Below are 15,905 nucleotides of genomic sequence, written 5' to 3'. Positions count from 1 at the left end.
TTTGCCCTCGCGCTCGCCCTCTAGCGTGCGCCCCCCTTGAGGCGCGCCGCCGTCCATTGGACGATCTGGTTGAGCACCACACCGGCGCATAGCAGCGCGGTCAAGAGCACGCTGATCACCGCGACGGCGGGGGTGAGCTCGTAGTGGACGGATTCGTAGATGCGGACCGGGAGCGTCTGCAGGCTGGGCGTGGCGAGGAAGACGGCGATCAGGAGCTCGTCGAAGGCGATCAGGAAGGTGAGGGCCGCCGCCGACAGGATCGCGTGCAGGGACATCGGGAAGACGATCCGCCAGAACACCTGCGCGCGGGAGCCGCCGAGGCTGATGCCGGCGCGGATGACGCTCTCGTGGATGCCGCGAAGGCTCGCCGCGATGATCATCGCGGCCACGGGCAAGCCGAGCAGGGACTGGCCGACGGCCAGGATCAGCCAGTGGCCGTGCAGGCCGAGCGAGGTCGCGAGCACATAGGTCGCGAGCGCGACCACGACCTGCGGAACCATCATCGGCGACAGCAGCAGCATCTGGAGGGCGGCGCTGCCGCGCGCGCCCGCCCTGACGATCGCGGCGGCCCCGAAATAGCCCGTGGTCGTCGCGATCGCGCTCGCGAAGGTCGCCGTCAGCAGGCTCCAGCCCAGGGCCCGGCGCCATTCCGGCGAGGAGGCGACGGCGTCGTACCAGCGCGCCGACCATGGCGCGGGCCACGCGACGACGGTCGCCGTCGGGCTGAACGACATCGGCAGGAGCGCCAGCAGCGGCAGCAGCAGAAGCCCGAGGACGAAGATCAGGTAGCCGGTATGCAGTCTGCGGAAGCCGCGGGATTCGCCCTCGATCATGAGTCCGGCCTCATCAGGCGCGAGAGGCCGAGCCACCGGCTCGCGACGGCGTAGGCGGCGGCCACGACGACGATCATGATCACCGCGAGTGCGGCCGCCGCCGCGAGGTTGTAGGTGACAGAGATCTGCTGTTCGACGAGCTGTGCGATCATCATGTCGCCGGGGCCGCCCATCAGCGCGGGCGTCACGAAATAGCCGAAGCCGAGGATCGTGGTGATGACGAAGCCGGCCGCGAGGCCGGGCAGCGACAAGGGGAGATAGACCGTCCTGAACACGGTGAAGGGGCTGGCGCCGAGGCTGCGCGCCGCGCGCAGCAGCGCCGGGTCGATCCGCTTCATGCTGCCGACGAGCGAGAGCAGCATGTAGGGCAGGAGCACATAGCTCATCCCGATCACCACGCCGACCTGGTTGAAGAGAAGCTTGTACGGCCCGCCGGGCACGCCGAGAAACTCCAGCGCCTGGTTGACGATGCCCCGGCGGCCGAGCAGCACGATGAACACGAATGTGCGCACCAGGCTGCTGGTCAGGAACGGAAACAGGATCGCCAGGTTGCAAAGCGTCGCCTGCCAGCCGCTGAGGCTGGCGAGCCGCGTCGCGGCCGGATAGGCGACCAGGGCGCAGATCAGGGACACGGTCAGCGATGTCCGGATGGTTTGCAGCAGGACTTCGCGCGTCGTCGGCTCGCCCAGCAACCGCGCATAGACACCGAGCGAGAACTGCCCTTCCTCGCTGAGGCTGAGCACCAGGATCCGCGCCAGCGGATAGAGGAAGAACAGGCTCAGGAAAGCCAGCACCAGCCACATGCCGAGATAGTCGCGGCTGAGGCCGCCGATCCGGCGCGCCGGTCCGGAAGCAAGCTCGCTAGGCATCGCGCCCGTCCTCCGGCACCAGATGCATATCGCCGACATGCCATTGGACGAGCGCTTCGTCGCCGGGCTCAAGCTGGTCGATATCGGCACGGACGGGTTGCTGCACCGTGAGCTGTCTACCCAGGGCCGGGACATCGATCTGGTATCGGATCGCCTGTCCGATGAAGACGGCTTCAGTGACCGTGCCGGGCATCGTGATCCGGCCGTCGCGCAGGCCGGCGTCCGCGGGGAGGGCATCGACGCGCGGCAGGACGGTGAGGGCCTCGGGTCGGAGCAGGGCGGCGCAGCGCTCAGCGTCGCTCAGGCCCGCCCGGATTTGCTCCAGGGGCAGGGCGAAATGCGTGGCCGCGACCTCGAGTACCGCCGCGGAGCCTGACCGGTAAGTCCCCGATACCAGGTTCGACTCGCCGAGGAAGCGGGCGGCGAAGATCGAGCTCGGCGCACGATAGAGTTCCTGCGGCGTGCCGTATTGCTCCAGGCGCCCGTCCTTCATCAGGGCGATGCGATCGGACAGGACCATGGCCTCGTCCTGATCGTGCGTCACATAGATGACCGTCGTGCCCAGCGTCCGCTGGAGCTGGCGGATCTCCCACTGCAATTCCTGCTTCAGGCGCACGTCGAGCGCGCCCATCGGCTCGTCCATGAGCAGGACCGACGGCTCGAAAACCAGCGCGCGGGCGAGCGCCACGCGCTGTTGCTGGCCGCCCGAAAGGCGCGCCGGCTTGCGATCGGCCAGCCCGTCGAGCTGCACCAGGGCGATGGCTTTGGCGACCTTGTCCTCGATCTGCTTGCGGGGCAGGCCGCGAACCGCGAGCGGATAGGCGATGTTCTTCGCCACGCTCATATGGGGAAAGAGCGCATAGTTCTGGAACACGATCCCCATGTCGCGCTCGCGCCCGGGCGGAACCCGCGTCACGTCGCGCTCGCCGACGATGATCCGGCCGCGATCGGGCAGGAGGAAGCCGGCGATCGCCATCAAGGTGGAGGTCTTGCCCGAGCCGGACGGACCGAGAAGCGTGACGAATTCTCCCGCCTCGACATGAAGGTCGACCCCGGCCAGGATGCGCGTCCCGCCCAGGGTCTTCCAGGTGTCCTCGACGCGAACTGCAGCAGAGGCTCCGCTGCGGTGGGTCGATGAGGCGTTCGCCGGCTTCAAAACCCGATCCCTCGCTTACTTCGCCGCGGCCCAGGCATTCCAGGCCGTGGTGACGGCCGGGAGATTGTCGCCCCACCACTTCGCGTCCTGCATGAAGCCCTTCTCGGTCCATTTCGGGTTGGTCGGCAGCTTCAGGGCGAATTCCTCGGCGATATGGGCGAAGGCCTTCGTATTGACCGGGCCATAGGGAATGAGCGTGGCGAACCGCGCCTGGACTTCCGCGGACATGGCGTAGTCGAGGAAGCGATAGGCGTTGTCGAGGTTCTTGGCGCCCTTGAGGATTGAGTATCCGCTCGGGACCTTCATGTGCTCGTTCCATTCGATCGCGAAGCCGCCGCCATTGTCGATCAGGCCCTGGATGCGCCCGTTCGCGATCGCCTCGAGATCGACCTCGCCGGTCGACAGCAGGTTTTCGGAGATCGCGTCCGTGCCGTAGAACGACTGGATGTTGGCGCGGATCTTCGTCATCGAGGCGAGCGCGCGGGGGATGTCCAGCGGATAGAGCTTCGACGGAGCGACCCCGTCGGCGATGAGGGCGAATTCGAGATCGGGGGCGTTGAGCCCGAGCCCGGAGATCGCACGCGCCGCCGGGAACGTCTTCACATCCCAGAATTCGGCCCAGCTCGAGGGGGCCGCGCCCTTGAAGGCCGCCTTGCGATAGCCGAGGACGCGCGCATAGACCATGCGGCGCACGATGCCGGGCTGGGCTGCGTCCTTGCCGATATCGGCGACGGCGAAGCTCTTGAAGCGATCATAGTCGATCGTCGCCACGGCCTGGTTCGCCGCCAGCGTCTGGAGCAGGCCCTCGCTGGTGTCGACGACGTCGACCAGCGGCTGGCCCTGCTGCACGGAGGCGATCAACGGCGCCATGGCCGAGGGCGTCTTCTCGACCGCGATGCCCGTCGCCTGCGTGAAGGGGGCGAAGATGGCTTTCTCCATCGCTTCGCCATAGCTGCCGCCGGAGGTCGTGCGGATGACCACCTTCTGATCGGCCGCGGCGGCGCGCCCGCCGATGGCGAACGTCGCGACGAGGGCGGACGATGCGCCCAGCATGGAACGTCTGGTGAGAGGCCGCGCCGCAGCGCCTTTCCCGGTCAGGCTACGCATGTTTGTTCTCCCCGCTTCCTGGTTGAAAGTCGATCGGCATCACCGATGCCCTTGCAGATGGCGCGCTTAGGGCGCGTCGAAGAATCCGCCCCGGGTCCAGCTTTCCGGTCCGCTGTCGAGGAGCGCGACCGTCTCGCCGAATCCGATGGCGCGGCCGTCCGGAAAATGCCCGACCAGCACGACATGGAACGTCATGCCGACGGCGAGCGGCTCCGCGATCACCGAGTTCAGGCCGATCTGCCACTGCGCCCCCCAGGACGGCGGAAACCCGATGCCGAAAGTGTAGCCGGAGCGCTTCGCGAACCGGCAGTTCAGCGCATACTGCGAGAGCACCGCCTGGGCCGCCTCGTTGATGACGCTCATCGGGCGGCCGGGAGCGATGGCCTTAACCGCCGCCGCATGGGCCTTGCTCACGACTTCGGCCGCGCGCCGGATCTCGTCGCGGGGCTTGCCGATCATGATCGTCCGCAGGCAGGGCGCGTGATAGCGGTGCGTCACGCCGGTCACCTCGAACATGACGTGATCGTCCATGGCGATCGGCTCGTTCTCCCACGCCGCGTGGATGAGGCCGGTCCGCTCGCCCGCCAGGATGTTCGGCCAGCTCCCGGGATATTCCGAGCCGCTCTCCAGCATCTCGACCATGACGGCCTTGGTGATGTCGTTTTCCGTCCGGCCTGCCTTCGTCGCCGCGACGGCCTTGTCGGCGATCAGGCCGGTCAGCCGCGAAGCCTCCCGCATGATCTTGAGCTCGGCCGGCGATTTGACCAGGCGCATCCGATCGACGATCGCCGAGGCGTCCTTCCATGCGAGCCTGTCGCAGGCCTCGGCGAGGAAGCGCGCCTTCGCCGCCGGCATCGTCCAGCTCGCCAGTTCGATCCCCACCGTCGACCCCGGCGCCAGCCGCTTCGTCAGGGTCTTCGCGGCGGCCTCCAGCGGATCCTCGTCGTCCTGGTAGACCGCGAACGACGCGATCAGCCCGTCGCGCGAGGCCCGTTCCGCATTGGCGATTTCCATCTGGCGGGTGAAGAGGAAAGGCTGCCCCGCCCTCTCGACGAGGATGAACTGAAAGGTGAACACCGCCTTGGTGAGATACCCGCTCAGGTAATAGGTGTTCTCGGGCGCGGTGATCAGCATCGCATCGTAGCCGAGTTCCGCCATGCGCGCCTGGAGCGCATCGAGGCGACGCTGGTATTCCGAGCGGTCGAAGGCTCGCTTCATCGTTTAATCCTCAAAGCGCGTCGTGAGCGTCGATGGGTGTGCGGGCTTCGGTCGAGATGCCGCGAGCCAGCGGCCCTGCCAGGAGATCCAGAATGCCCTGGCGGGCCTTGTCGATATGCGCCTGCATGAGTCGGGATGCAGCCTCGCCGTCCCCGCGCTCGATCGCGGCGATGATGGCGAGATGTTCCGCCTTGCCGGGCTCGAACCGGCGCGGGATCCGCGAAAGGCCGAACATCCGCGTCTTTTCGCGCAGGTCCTTGACGAGCCGCGCCATCAGGCGATTGCCGCTGGCCTCGGCGATGGACAGATGAACGAGATCGTCGACCGTCCAATGCCGGTCATGGGAGACCTCATGGGGGTCGACCATGCCCTCGATGGCCGCTTTCAGCGCCGCGATCTGCTTTGGCGGGATGCGCCCGGCGGCCAGGCTGGCCGTCTCGCCTTCGATCAGGCGGCGCGTGGTCAGGATCTCCATCACGTCCTCGACGGACACCGCCTGCACCGTGAGCAGCCGGCCTTCCCGGCGCAGGTAGCCCTCGCCGGCGAGCCGCCCGAGCGCTTCGCGCACGGGCGTCCGCGAAAGCCCGAGCTGCTCGGCGAGCTTGCGATCCTGCACGACGGTTCCGCCCGGCAGATCGCCGTTGAAGATCATGCGGCGGACTTCCTCCATGGCCCTGTCGGCCAGCGAGGGGTCCGGATCGTTCGTCTGGGGGCCGAGCAGAGGGTCCATGATGGAATACTTTTGGTATACCAACCGGAAGTCAAGCCTTCCGACACTTAAATTTTCAGCACGCATCCGCCGTGATCGCGGCATCCGAGAGCTGGCAGGCCGGCGCTTCTGAGCGCAAGGCAGACGCCGAGAAGTGGGCGCGACCTCTTGAAAACGAGCTCGATCGCTGCGGCATGCTGCCGGACACGCGGATGGGCGAGCTGTTCTCGATGATCAAGCAGCTGAACGAGAGCGCTGTAGCGTGAGCCACACACCCGCCACGCCCGACACGATTCGAACGGCTGACCTTTGCCGTCTCGGAACTGCGCACGATCCAAAATCCCGCATTGCCGAAGCGGCGGGGATCGGCTATCCAGCCTTCACGGTTAGCGCCCGTAGCTCAGCTGGATAGAGCGTTGCCCTCCGAAGCTGGGAATCGCTTGGATCGACGAGCTGGAAAGCCCTTCTTTTACAAGACATTGGCGGCTATCGATGCCGCTCCGTGACGCTGACGATCCGATGCGGCACGACCTAGCCACATCTGTGCGGTGCCGCGTCTACAAGATCGCCACTGACGTCGCCTGACCGGCTGCACGCTCACCTGAAACAAGCAAGGAGCGGGCACGAGATCGCGCGAGCGCTATCGAAGTGGGACCGGACGGCCCGCTGTCACGGCTCGAACGAATTAGTCTGATCGAAGTGTCAGTTCGCGAGGTGGCTGACCATCAGGCTGGTCGTGAGTTCCTTGCATTTGTCGATCCAGGTGTCCGCGTGTCCGCCGAAATCACACATAAATCCGCCCACAACGCCTAACAAAGCAATCCCCACCACGATGCTGAGCGCTTTGCGCTTGCGGGCTCGTCTCAGCCTGCGCAATTTATGCGTGTCACTGCTCGCGTTCCGCATGCTCTCGACACGTCCAGGCTCGATAACCGCCGGGCCGTCACTCATGCCTCGGGACGATCTTGGCAGTCGGGGGAAGCAGCACTCCGCCGAGCAAGTAGGAGAGCTCAACAGATTGGCGAGGCGGTCCTGGCTGAACCGTCTGGCCGAAGTGAACGTTCAACGTCCCGACTAGCTCGCCGGTCCAGTTCCCTGCGATCACGTCGGGAAGTCGACAACCTCCCGGCTTCTTCCGTGCTGTCGGCATCGTTTCACCCTCGTGCGCTCGATCATCCGAGACGGTAGGCTTAAGCGAGCCAAGGCGCTCAGTGGCTGGCTCGGCACCGCTTAGCTAGTCAGTCACATCGCCAGCTGTGGATCGAGCCAGTGACCACCTGTGCGCGCCCTATGCTGCATCCGCTGCGAAGCGACCGACTGTTGGCCAACAATCTCGCGAGGATCTTCGACACTGAGCAGCGCTCTGTGTCGATGCGGCATTCGATGACAGCTGGCGCAAATGGGAGCGAGATCATCGAAACGCGTCTAGCCACCTGACAAGATCGTCAATATGAGCTTCCTATGGTGCAGCAAGGTCTTTTCGATGCAACCTGGCAGACCAGAAGACGATTTTGGCAGCGTTTTGGACACGCAGCGCGCTTTTCTCGATGAGCGCCATCCTTCAACGTGGATTTGGGCGGCATCGGTTCTCGCGAACGTCGCTGAGCCCACTTTTCTATACGGATGCTGCGCTTCTTGCGATCGTCCACGGCAACCGTGCCTCACCAAAACTCTTCCAATCATCGGCTCTGATGAAACGCTCTTCGGCACGCTGGTCATCCGGCAAGCCGTGATTGAAACAGCCCGCGCAAACACCTGGCTTCAAGCGCTGTCGGCAGGAGCAGGCGATCCTCTTCGCAGCGTTCCATGCCACACTCGCCAATGCCCGTTCAGTCTCGCTTGCAGATCATAGCGCAGCGCAATCACTTTCCGCACCCTGCCTGTCCTGGCAGATGCTCAGAGTAGCGAAAAGCCTTGTCATGCACCCGATGGATATCGGATCGACTCCGCGCTACGGGCTGCAATCAGTCGTCCGTCTGATGCTCGCATGGAAGCCCAGCGCTATCCGCGCGCTCGTCGACCGGGAACGCGACCATCCAATGATGTCGGCGATCGTGCGCGCCGCAGTCCAGTATCTTCATCCTCCGTCAGTCGAGCGGGTGCGTGCCGTCGCTGCAACAGGATGCCCGCTCCTGGTGGCAATCGCAGCGGCCAGCATGGCGGACCAGCCGGCTGCGGATCTCAATGAACCGACCACCTGCTTCGCTGACGGGTGGCGTGAACTGGTCGCAGCAGGCGCGGCGGAAGCCGACGCGACCTGGCTCATGGCGCTGCATTTGAAGGAGGCGGTCCATCAGCGGTTCCGCTACACCCACGGCATCGAGGATGACACTCGGCTCCTGCGCTGGCTCCGCCGAAAAGCTCCGGACCTTTCCAATTACGAACACCACCGACTTGGGCATGTGACCGAGGAGCTACCGCGACGCCGGGAGGCCGCCGCGATCCACGAACAGAAGCTCGATCGGATTCTCGATGATATGGCGCGCCTGTGGCCAGCCGCTGACCTCTCGGTAACGCAGTATCAGTGGCTAGCACAAGCGTTCGTCGATTCTGCTGAAATCAGGCATCGACTAGCCAGAAGGGTCGCAGCGGCATCGGAACGCACGATGCTGCTCAAGCAGAACGTCGAGGCGTGGAAAGCCGAGGTCGGTCTCGGGCGTTCGACCGCCGAGCCGTTCACCGAAGAATATCTCCCGCAACTCGATACGCTGTTTCAACAGACGCTGTGGGCAGCGCGATCATTCGTCGAACTAAATAAGAATGCCAAACGCGGCGTGGCGCGGGAGGTTGGGTTGCTGCTCGATCCGCTCACGCGCGATGCGCAAACAATCCTCAAGGAACCGTTCATGGCGGCGCGACGACCGGCGCGCTGGCAAGCGGCTCTGTTGCGATCGGCTGCATGCGCGCTCTTTGCGTTGATAGTGGTCGGCGAAACGCCGGATGATCGCCGAGCCGATGTCCAAGTCCTTGCTTCGCACGCGCTCGCGTTGACCAAGATGTTGGTATCAGAAAGCGAGCGTATCGGGGCCTCGTGGGAGCTGATCTATCTGGCCGCCTCCATTGCAATAGCCGTGATGGCGGACGATGCCCTGCTTTCAGGGCAGCTTACCATGTGGGCGCAGGACTCCGATCTGCCGATGCAAGTTCGTGCGATGGCAGCCTGGTCGAGCGATGATTTCCTTACGAGGCGTCTCGCGGACGCAACCAGCCTCTTTGCGATGGCGGCCAAATCTCCGCTGCTCAGGGCAAGCCGAGACCGCCACTTTGGTCAGTTGATGTCGCTGCTCGACATCGCCGTGGTGAGTGCTATCCGGTTATCAGACTACGGCGTCGCCGATCGCCTGCGCTCATTATGGAGCGATGCGATCGTGGAATGGCCCGAGCAGATGGAAGAGTGGGCAACTGCAGCTGACTGGTTGATGGACGCTGTAAAGGCTGACGGGCCGCAGCGGGCAGCGCTGCTGGAACACCCTTCATTCGCGAGTTCTCGATCTCGAAATGCCTGTATGATGTCCGCTTGATGAGGGCGCTCGATCCTAGCGTTTTTGAAAGCGGCGGCTGACCAGCCACAACCCCGCCACGCCCGACACGATTCGAACGTGTGGCCTCTGCCTCCGGAGAACCGCGCATCATCCAAAATCCCGCATTGCCCAAGCGCCGCCAATCAGCTATCCAGCGATCACGGTTAGCGCCCGTAGCTCAGCTGGATAGAGCGTTGCCCTCCGAAGGCAACGCTAAGTCAAGTGCGGCGAAAGTGCGTATCGAAAAAATCGAGGGAAACCAAGAGATTGGCGAAACTCGAAGGAAGCAGGAGAATCGCTTCCGTGGTCGCGGAAGCGTCGCGGAAGCAAACTGTAGGGGCGTGTAGAGTACGAACGGCGGCAATCGGTGGGGTTAGAACCCGTGTCGTTTGCGCTGATGGGAATGTCGAATTCGAGATTGACCCTGTTCGGTCTCGGTCACTATCTGAAGATCAAATGCACCCATAGCTCAGCTGGATAGAGCGCCACCCTCCGAAGGTGGAGGTCTCAGGTTCGAATCCTGATGGGTGCGCCACCCCTCCTTGAGGGTTGGCTTGGTAAGTCAACCGTGTGACGCAGATCATCGAGGGTCAGCCCAACATCGCCGGCGAGATGCCCCTGCGCTTTGGGCACGGGTTAAGCACGAGCGCACAGTTCTGGCTCGATCGTCAGAGCGAGTACGACATTCGCATGGCTGAGCAGGCGGGTGGCAAAGAAGTATCGGCGCTCCCGACGCGGCTGGCCCGCAGAGCACAGTCGGGCGTAGTTTGATGGTGGTGACGTGACCCCCTGAAACTCCTCCAGGAATAGCTAGAGTCCTCCCCAAGGAAGGGACGGACGGATGAAACGATCGAGGTTCACGGAAGAGCAGATCATCGCGATCCTGCGCGAGCAGGAGGCCGGTGTTGCGACGGCGGACGTCTGCCGCCGACACGGCGTCAGCTCGGCCACCTTCTACAAGTGGAAGGCCAAGTTCGGCGGCCTGGACGTGTCGGAGGCCAAACGGCTGAAGGCATTGGAGGAGGAGAACGCGCGGCTCAAGCGGATGCTGGCCGAGAGCATGCTCGACAATGCCGCGCTGAAAGATCTTCTGGGAAAAAAGTGGTGACGCCCGCCGCGCATCGGGAGGCGGCGGCGTGTCTGCAGTCGGCCCACGAGATGAGCGAGCGGCGGGCGTGCCGGGTGATCGGCATCGACCGGACCAGCGTGCGATACCAGGCCACGCGGCCAGACGACGGCGAACTGCGCGAGCGGATCAAGGTCCTGGCGTCGGAGCGTCGCCGCTTCGGCTACCGGCGGCTGCACATCCTGCTGCGGCGCGAAGGCCATGCGGTGAACAAGAAGCGCGTCCAGCGCATCTACCGCGAGGAGCGCCTGACGGTGCGCCGTCGCGGCGGCCGCAAGCGGGCGATGGGCGCGCGACGGCCGATCGAGACGCCGCTGCTGCCCAACCAACGCTGGAGCCTGGACTTCGTGTCGGACCAGATGACGGACGGGCGGCGCTTCCGAATCCTGACCGTGATCGACAACTGCACCCGCGAGTGCTTGGCCCTGGCGGCCGACACGTCGCTCTCGGGTAGGCGGGTCGCTCGCGAGCTGGACGACATCATCCGCCAGCGCGGGCGCCCGGACATGATCGTTAGCGACAACGGCACGGAATACACGTCCAACGCCATCCTGGCCTGGGCCGACGAGACCGGCGTCAGCTGGCACTACATCGCGCCCGGCAAACCTCAGCAGAACGGCTACAACGAGAGCTTCAACGGCCGGCTGCGAGACGAACTGCTGAACGAGACCCTCTTCCGATCCCTGCCACACGCCCGCACTGTGCTGGAGGACTGGCGGCGCGACTACAACGAGCAGCGCCCCCACTCAAAGCTCGGCTGGCTGACGCCCAGGGACTACGCGCGCGCCATCTGCGGAACCGCCGGCGACCGCGCTGCGCAGCCTGAGGGCTCCGCGCGGACGCCTCTTGCCACCCACCTAAACCCAGGACCAAATCAACCCAGGACTCTCGTTATGGCTGGATGAGAAATGGGGGTCACGTCATGAGCCTAACCTGCTTTCGACAGTTCCCGGTGCGCGTCGGCCAAAATCTCGAACGAGCGCAGTCGCGCCGAATGGTCGAATATCTGCGACGTGACCATCAGTTCGTCTGCGTTGGTGCGGCGGATGAAGGCGTCGAGGCCGCTGCGCACGATTGCGGGCGAGCCGACGATGGAGCAGGAAAGCGACTGGTCGAGCATCGCCCTCGCCGTCGGCTCGATCTGGCTGCGGTAACCGGCGACGGGTGGCGGCAGCCGCCACGGGCGGCCGGTGAGGATACTAACTAACGCCTGCTGCTGCGTGGAAAACAGAAGTTCGGCCTCCGCATCCGTCGGCGCGGCGATGACGTTTAGGCCGAGCATCACATAGGGCTTTTCGAGCCGCGCCGAGGGCTGGAAGCGCGAGCGGTAGATATGGATCGCGTGTTCCATTTCGGCGGGCGCAAAATGCGAGGCGAAGGCGTAGGGCAGGCCGAGCCTTGCGGCGAGCTGCGCGCCGTAGGTTGACGAGCCGAGAATCCATACTTGTACATCCTCGCCCTCGCCAGGCACCGCGCGAATGCGCTGGCTTGGCTCGGCCGCATGGAAATAGCCGATCAGTTCGACGACATCCTGCGGAAAGCTGTCGACGCCGGCATTGAGATTTCGACGCAATGCGCGGGCCGTCTCCATGTCGGTGCCCGGCGCACGGCCAAGGCCTAGGTCGATGCGGCCCGGATGAAGCGCTGCCAGCGTGCCGAACTGCTCGGCGATGACCAGCGGCGCATGGTTGGGAAGCATGATGCCGCCGGCGCCGACGCGGATGGTGGAAGTGCCCGCCGCAATATGAGCGATGACCACGGAGGTGGCGGCGCTGGCTATACCCGGCGAGTTGTGGTGCTCGGCAACCCAATAGCGCCGGTATCCGAGCCGATCGGCGTTGCGTGCGAGATCAAGCGTATTGGCGAGCGCCTGCGCGGCCGTGCCGCCTTCGGTGATCGGCGACAGGTCGAGAACGGAAAGTGGGATCATGAGAGGGCCTCCGGGGATCGAGAGTGGTAAGGGCTGGGAGCTCTATTGAGGGCAAAGGCAAAGATGGGTTTTGTGCCTGCACACCGCGCTGGCAGTTCCGGCTGGCGACTTGAAGTCGACGGGCGATGAATACGACAGGCATAGAGGCGGAATATGCTGACCGCTCCAAATTGAAGCGTCCGGTCTGCGTTTCCGTATTGATAGAGACCCGCGAGGCACTTGAATTTGGAACTCTTCTTTCTCATTCCGCTGCACTGGTTGCATTGCTGGCCAACTGCGGATCCTCTCGTGCCGATAGGGTGCCTTGGCCCAGCAGTACCGTGAGGAATGCCAAGGCCCCCGCAACTATGGATATACAGAAGCCATTGCTGGCGCCTAAGGTGTCCCTTACCCAGCCGGATGCGAAGGCACCGAGCGCCACGCCGATGCCGGTCATGACCCACGTGATGCTCTCCGTCAGCATAGCCGCCTGGACTCGCCGCTCGACCAGGTCGAAGGCAGTTATGCTGGTTTGGGAGAGCATTGCCACAATGCCGATTGGCATCAATGCCAATTGCATCCGAGCAACGAAGCCCGCAAGGGCGAACCCCTTGGCGCCTGATGCTCTGAATATCCCAGCATATGGGTTCTGCACTACGATCACTCGCTGTGTTGACGGTTGCCCGGGTCACGTTTACATACGTGGCGTATCAATTCCGTAATGACATGCGGTACGTATGTCAACTGCAATACGACTCGTATGTAAGAGAGCCATGGTTTCCAGAACCCGTAGCGAAATGATCGTTGAGACGCGCAGCAAGCTGATGGCGGCGGGAAGGCGAGCCTTTGCCGAAATGGGCTATGCCGGTGCCTCAATGGACAGCTTCACTTCTGATGTCGGGCTGACGCGGGGCGCGCTTTACCACCATTTCGGCAACAAGAAGGGCTTGTTCCAGGCGGTGGTCGCCGAGATCGATGCTGAAATGGTCAGTCGCCTCAAGGCTCGTGCCGCCGCTGCGCCGAACCCGTGGGAAGGCTTCGTCCAAGAAGGGATTGGTTACATCGAGATGGCACTCGAACCTGAGATCCAGCGTATCGTTATGCGCGATGGGCCGGCAGTGCTGGGGGATCCTAGCTCTTGGCCGAGCGCCGGCGGCTGCCTGAACGCGATGCGGGTGGGTCTCGAAGCGCTGATGGAGAGCGGCGTGGTCCGCCGGATCGATGCCGAAGCGACCGCGCGAATGCTTACCGGCGCATCGTGCTATATGGCGCAGTGGATCGCCGATGCAGAGGACCCGGTTGGCACCTCGATCCGGGTCACGGCCGCTTACCGGGCACTGGTCGAGGGACTGCTCAACGACCGCAAGGTGTAACGATCTGGTTCTGCCTTTGCGGGCAGCTCAAACAGGCCCTTCCAAGACCTGTTGTCCCTTTCCCTTACATTAGGTTTTTCCTCGCCTTGTGTGGTTCATTCGCCGTTAGCTACGGTCGCGTCCGTCAACGTGGTGTAATTTGGTCGGTGGCCTTGGGTCATCGTCAGGCGGCTTTGGCGGTGATGTGTAGGGGCTGATTTTCCTCCTCGATCATGATGGTTTGGTTGAGTTCGGCCATGCCTTCGATCTGCATGTAACGGTGCTGGAGCTGCCACTCGTCGTTCTGTTCGAGGAGCACGGCGCCGACGAGGCGCACGATGCTGTCTTCGTTGGGGAAGATACCCACGACGTCGGCGCGTCGCTTGACCTCCTTGTTCAGCCGCTCGAGCGGATTGGTCGAGTGTAACTTCGTGCGGTGCTGGGTGGGGAAGCCGGTGTAGGCGAGCACGTCGGTTTCGGCCTCGTCCATGCAGGCGCCGAGCTTGGGCCAACGGGTGCGCAACTGGTCGGCGACCTGTCGCCAGACCTGCGTTGCGCTTTTCTGATCGGGCTGCAGGAAGACCTGGCGGATCGCGGCGGCGACGACAGTGTTCTGGCCCTTGGGTACATAGGACAGCGCGTTCCTCATGAAGTGGACGCGGCAACGCTGCCAGGTGGCGCCCATGACGCGGGTGATCGCACCCTTGAGGCCCTCGTGGGCATCGGAGATGACCAGCTTCACGCCCGTAAGGCCGCGTCGGACAAGGTCTTTCAGGAAGTCGGACCAGAAGACCTCGGCCTCGGACGGTCCGATATGCAGACCGACGATCTCGCGCCGGCCCTCGGTATTGACGGCCATGGCGATTATTGCGGCAACGCTGATGATCCGCCCGCCCTCGCGCACCTTGAGATAGGTGGCATCGAGCCAGAGGTACGGCCATTCGCCGGTCAGCGGGCGTTTGAGGAAGGCATGGACGCGCTCATCGATATCCTTGCACAGCTTGGAGACCGTGGACTTGGAGATGCCGGTCATGCCCATGGCCTGGACCAGTTCGTCGACCCGCCGGGTGCTGACGCCGCCGATCCACGCCTCCTGGATCACCGCGACCAGCGCCTTCTCGACCATCTTCCGGGGTTCCAGGAAGCCGGGGAAGTAGGACCCGGCGCGCAGCTTGGGGATCTTGAGGTTGAGCGTGCCGACCCGGGTATCCAGCGAGCGGTCTCGATAGCCGTTGCGCCAGGTGGCCCGGTCACCGGACCGTTCATGCCGCCCAGCGCCGATCAGGCCATCAACGTCGGCCTCCATGATCAGCTGCAGGACGTTCTCGGCGATGGTGCGCAAAAAATCCGGTTGGCCGCCCTTCGCAGCCAGCTCTTCGATCAGTAATCTGTCCTCGGTCATCGGGAACTCCTCTTCGTCACGGTTGAAGTGTGCAAACTCCACCATAACGATGAGCCCGGTGGCCACCAGCGATGCCGCATTCCTGGGTGGGGCATGCCCCACCCAGGAATACACCATCGCCTACACCGGAAATTACACCACGAGCGCGGACGCTAGCGTTAGCTACGGTGCCGCTATGGGCGGGCTTACAAACGAAGACAAAATGGTTGGACGGCCCAGGGGGCAAGATTTTGGGTGTCACGCTCACTGTTGATGACGGTTGGGTTGTTTCCGCTGCCGCAGCCATAATCGGCATTTGCTCCGACTGCGGAGGGCGAAGCCGACGGCGGCATGGCCGGTCCGACCGCAACCTCTAGGATCTGCCAGTCCAGGGCAAGCCGGTGATGTGAAACTCCTGCTGAGCCGCTGGCGATACTCGCATCAAGAATGTGAGCGACGAACGTTCACCGGCCGTCTGCCGACGGTTGCTTCCCCTATGCGCGGCGGACGATGAGGGGCGTGGAAATTGTAAATTGCTCGGCCATAGCACGGGCGGCCGTCCTGGCGAGCGCTTGATGCAACGCCTAGGCATGCCGGTCAGCAACGACACCACTGTAAGCTCGCCTGCCCGCTGCCATCAGCTTGCTGCGCATCTCAGCGATCATTTCGCTACGGATTCTGGAAACCATGGCTCTCTTACATACGAGTCGTATTGCAGTTGACA

General features: G+C 63.9%; 15 protein-coding genes, 1 tRNA gene and 1 pseudogene. 7 read left to right on the top strand and 10 right to left on the bottom strand.

Annotated elements, in window-relative coordinates:
* Nucleotides 1–20: 20 nt before the first annotated feature.
* From M9917_RS02915 to M9917_RS02890, 6 genes are all read right to left on the bottom strand, one after another.
* Nucleotides 21–833: an ABC transporter permease gene (locus M9917_RS02915; protein ID WP_297250797.1), complete on the bottom strand. Its 813-nt coding sequence runs from the start codon at nucleotides 831–833 to the stop codon at nucleotides 21–23.
* Nucleotides 830–1,702 carry an ABC transporter permease gene (locus tag M9917_RS02910; RefSeq protein ID WP_297250796.1) on the bottom strand — a complete coding sequence of 291 codons (873 nt, stop codon included), beginning with the start codon at nucleotides 1,700–1,702 and terminating at the stop codon, nucleotides 830–832. Before M9917_RS02910 ends, M9917_RS02915 begins: the two co-directional genes overlap by 4 nt.
* A complete protein-coding gene (locus M9917_RS02905; RefSeq protein ID WP_297250795.1) occupies nucleotides 1,695–2,858 on the bottom strand; it encodes an ABC transporter ATP-binding protein in 1,164 nt (387 codons plus the stop codon). Before M9917_RS02905 ends, M9917_RS02910 begins: the two co-directional genes overlap by 8 nt.
* 15 nt (nucleotides 2,859–2,873) lie before the next feature.
* On the bottom strand, nucleotides 2,874–3,965 hold the full coding sequence (locus M9917_RS02900) for an ABC transporter substrate-binding protein (RefSeq protein ID WP_297250794.1): 1,092 nt from the start codon (nucleotides 3,963–3,965) through the stop codon (nucleotides 2,874–2,876).
* 66 nt (nucleotides 3,966–4,031) lie between these two features.
* The gene (locus M9917_RS02895) at nucleotides 4,032–5,183 is read right to left on the bottom strand and encodes a M24 family metallopeptidase (RefSeq protein WP_297250793.1); all 1,152 of its coding nucleotides are present in this window, start codon (nucleotides 5,181–5,183) and stop codon (nucleotides 4,032–4,034) included.
* A gap of 10 nt (nucleotides 5,184–5,193) precedes the next feature.
* Nucleotides 5,194–5,913 carry a GntR family transcriptional regulator gene (locus M9917_RS02890; protein ID WP_297250792.1) on the bottom strand — a complete coding sequence of 240 codons (720 nt, stop codon included), beginning with the start codon at nucleotides 5,911–5,913 and terminating at the stop codon, nucleotides 5,194–5,196.
* A gap of 71 nt (nucleotides 5,914–5,984) precedes the next feature.
* On the opposite strand from M9917_RS02890, the gene M9917_RS02885 reads away from it, so the two are divergent.
* Nucleotides 5,985–6,158 carry a hypothetical protein gene (locus M9917_RS02885; RefSeq protein WP_297250791.1) on the top strand — a complete coding sequence of 58 codons (174 nt, stop codon included), beginning with the start codon at nucleotides 5,985–5,987 and terminating at the stop codon, nucleotides 6,156–6,158.
* A gap of 436 nt (nucleotides 6,159–6,594) precedes the next feature.
* On the opposite strand, the gene M9917_RS02880 is transcribed toward M9917_RS02885, so the two are convergent.
* Entirely contained in the window at nucleotides 6,595–6,843 is a 249-nt protein-coding gene (locus tag M9917_RS02880) for a hypothetical protein (protein WP_297250790.1), read from the bottom strand.
* Between the two features lie 782 nt (nucleotides 6,844–7,625).
* Here M9917_RS02880 and M9917_RS02875 point away from each other — a divergent pair.
* From M9917_RS02875 to M9917_RS02860, 4 genes are all read left to right on the top strand, one after another.
* A complete protein-coding gene (locus tag M9917_RS02875) occupies nucleotides 7,626–9,413 on the top strand; it encodes a hypothetical protein (protein WP_297250789.1) in 1,788 nt (595 codons plus the stop codon).
* A gap of 458 nt (nucleotides 9,414–9,871) precedes the next feature.
* A tRNA-Arg gene (locus M9917_RS02870) sits at nucleotides 9,872–9,948 on the top strand.
* 35 nt (nucleotides 9,949–9,983) lie between these two features.
* A complete protein-coding gene (locus tag M9917_RS02865) occupies nucleotides 9,984–10,184 on the top strand; it encodes a helix-turn-helix transcriptional regulator (RefSeq protein ID WP_297250788.1) in 201 nt (66 codons plus the stop codon).
* Between the two features lie 70 nt (nucleotides 10,185–10,254).
* Nucleotides 10,255–11,444 (top strand): IS3 family transposase gene (locus M9917_RS02860; RefSeq protein WP_297250787.1). Its coding sequence is split into 2 segments (ribosomal slippage): nucleotides 10,255–10,513 and nucleotides 10,513–11,444, totalling 1,191 coding nucleotides; the frame shifts between segments, so codons are not numbered across the junction.
* Nucleotides 11,445–11,467: 23 nt separating this feature from the next.
* On the opposite strand, the gene M9917_RS02855 is transcribed toward M9917_RS02860, so the two are convergent.
* Nucleotides 11,468–12,469, bottom strand: coding sequence for an LLM class flavin-dependent oxidoreductase (locus tag M9917_RS02855; protein WP_297250786.1), 1,002 nt, complete (start codon nucleotides 12,467–12,469; stop codon nucleotides 11,468–11,470).
* Nucleotides 12,470–12,710: 241 nt separating this feature from the next.
* On the bottom strand, nucleotides 12,711–13,028 hold the full coding sequence (locus M9917_RS02850) for a hypothetical protein (protein ID WP_465246317.1): 318 nt from the start codon (nucleotides 13,026–13,028) through the stop codon (nucleotides 12,711–12,713).
* 193 nt (nucleotides 13,029–13,221) lie between these two features.
* Between M9917_RS02850 and M9917_RS02845 the strand changes: the two genes are divergently transcribed.
* Nucleotides 13,222–13,821, top strand: coding sequence for a TetR/AcrR family transcriptional regulator (locus M9917_RS02845; protein WP_297250785.1), 600 nt, complete (start codon nucleotides 13,222–13,224; stop codon nucleotides 13,819–13,821).
* A 163-nt stretch (nucleotides 13,822–13,984) separates the two neighbouring features.
* Here the strand turns inward: M9917_RS02845 and M9917_RS02840 are convergent, their stop codons facing one another.
* Nucleotides 13,985–15,202, bottom strand: a complete 1,218-nt coding sequence (locus M9917_RS02840) for an IS256-like element ISSpma2 family transposase (protein ID WP_297250784.1) — start codon at nucleotides 15,200–15,202, stop codon at nucleotides 13,985–13,987.
* Between the two features lie 167 nt (nucleotides 15,203–15,369).
* Here M9917_RS02840 and M9917_RS02835 point away from each other — a divergent pair.
* A pseudogene (locus M9917_RS02835) lies at nucleotides 15,370–15,792 on the top strand (transposase family protein); the annotation flags it as partial.
* Between the last annotated feature and the right edge of the window lie 113 nt (nucleotides 15,793–15,905).

The organism is Bosea sp. (in: a-proteobacteria), assembly GCF_023953965.1.
In the GTDB taxonomy this organism is placed as follows: Bacteria; Pseudomonadota; Alphaproteobacteria; order Rhizobiales; family Beijerinckiaceae; genus Allobosea.
Note: the sequence above shows the minus strand (reverse complement) of the source record. Positions and strands in the feature narration are given on the sequence as shown.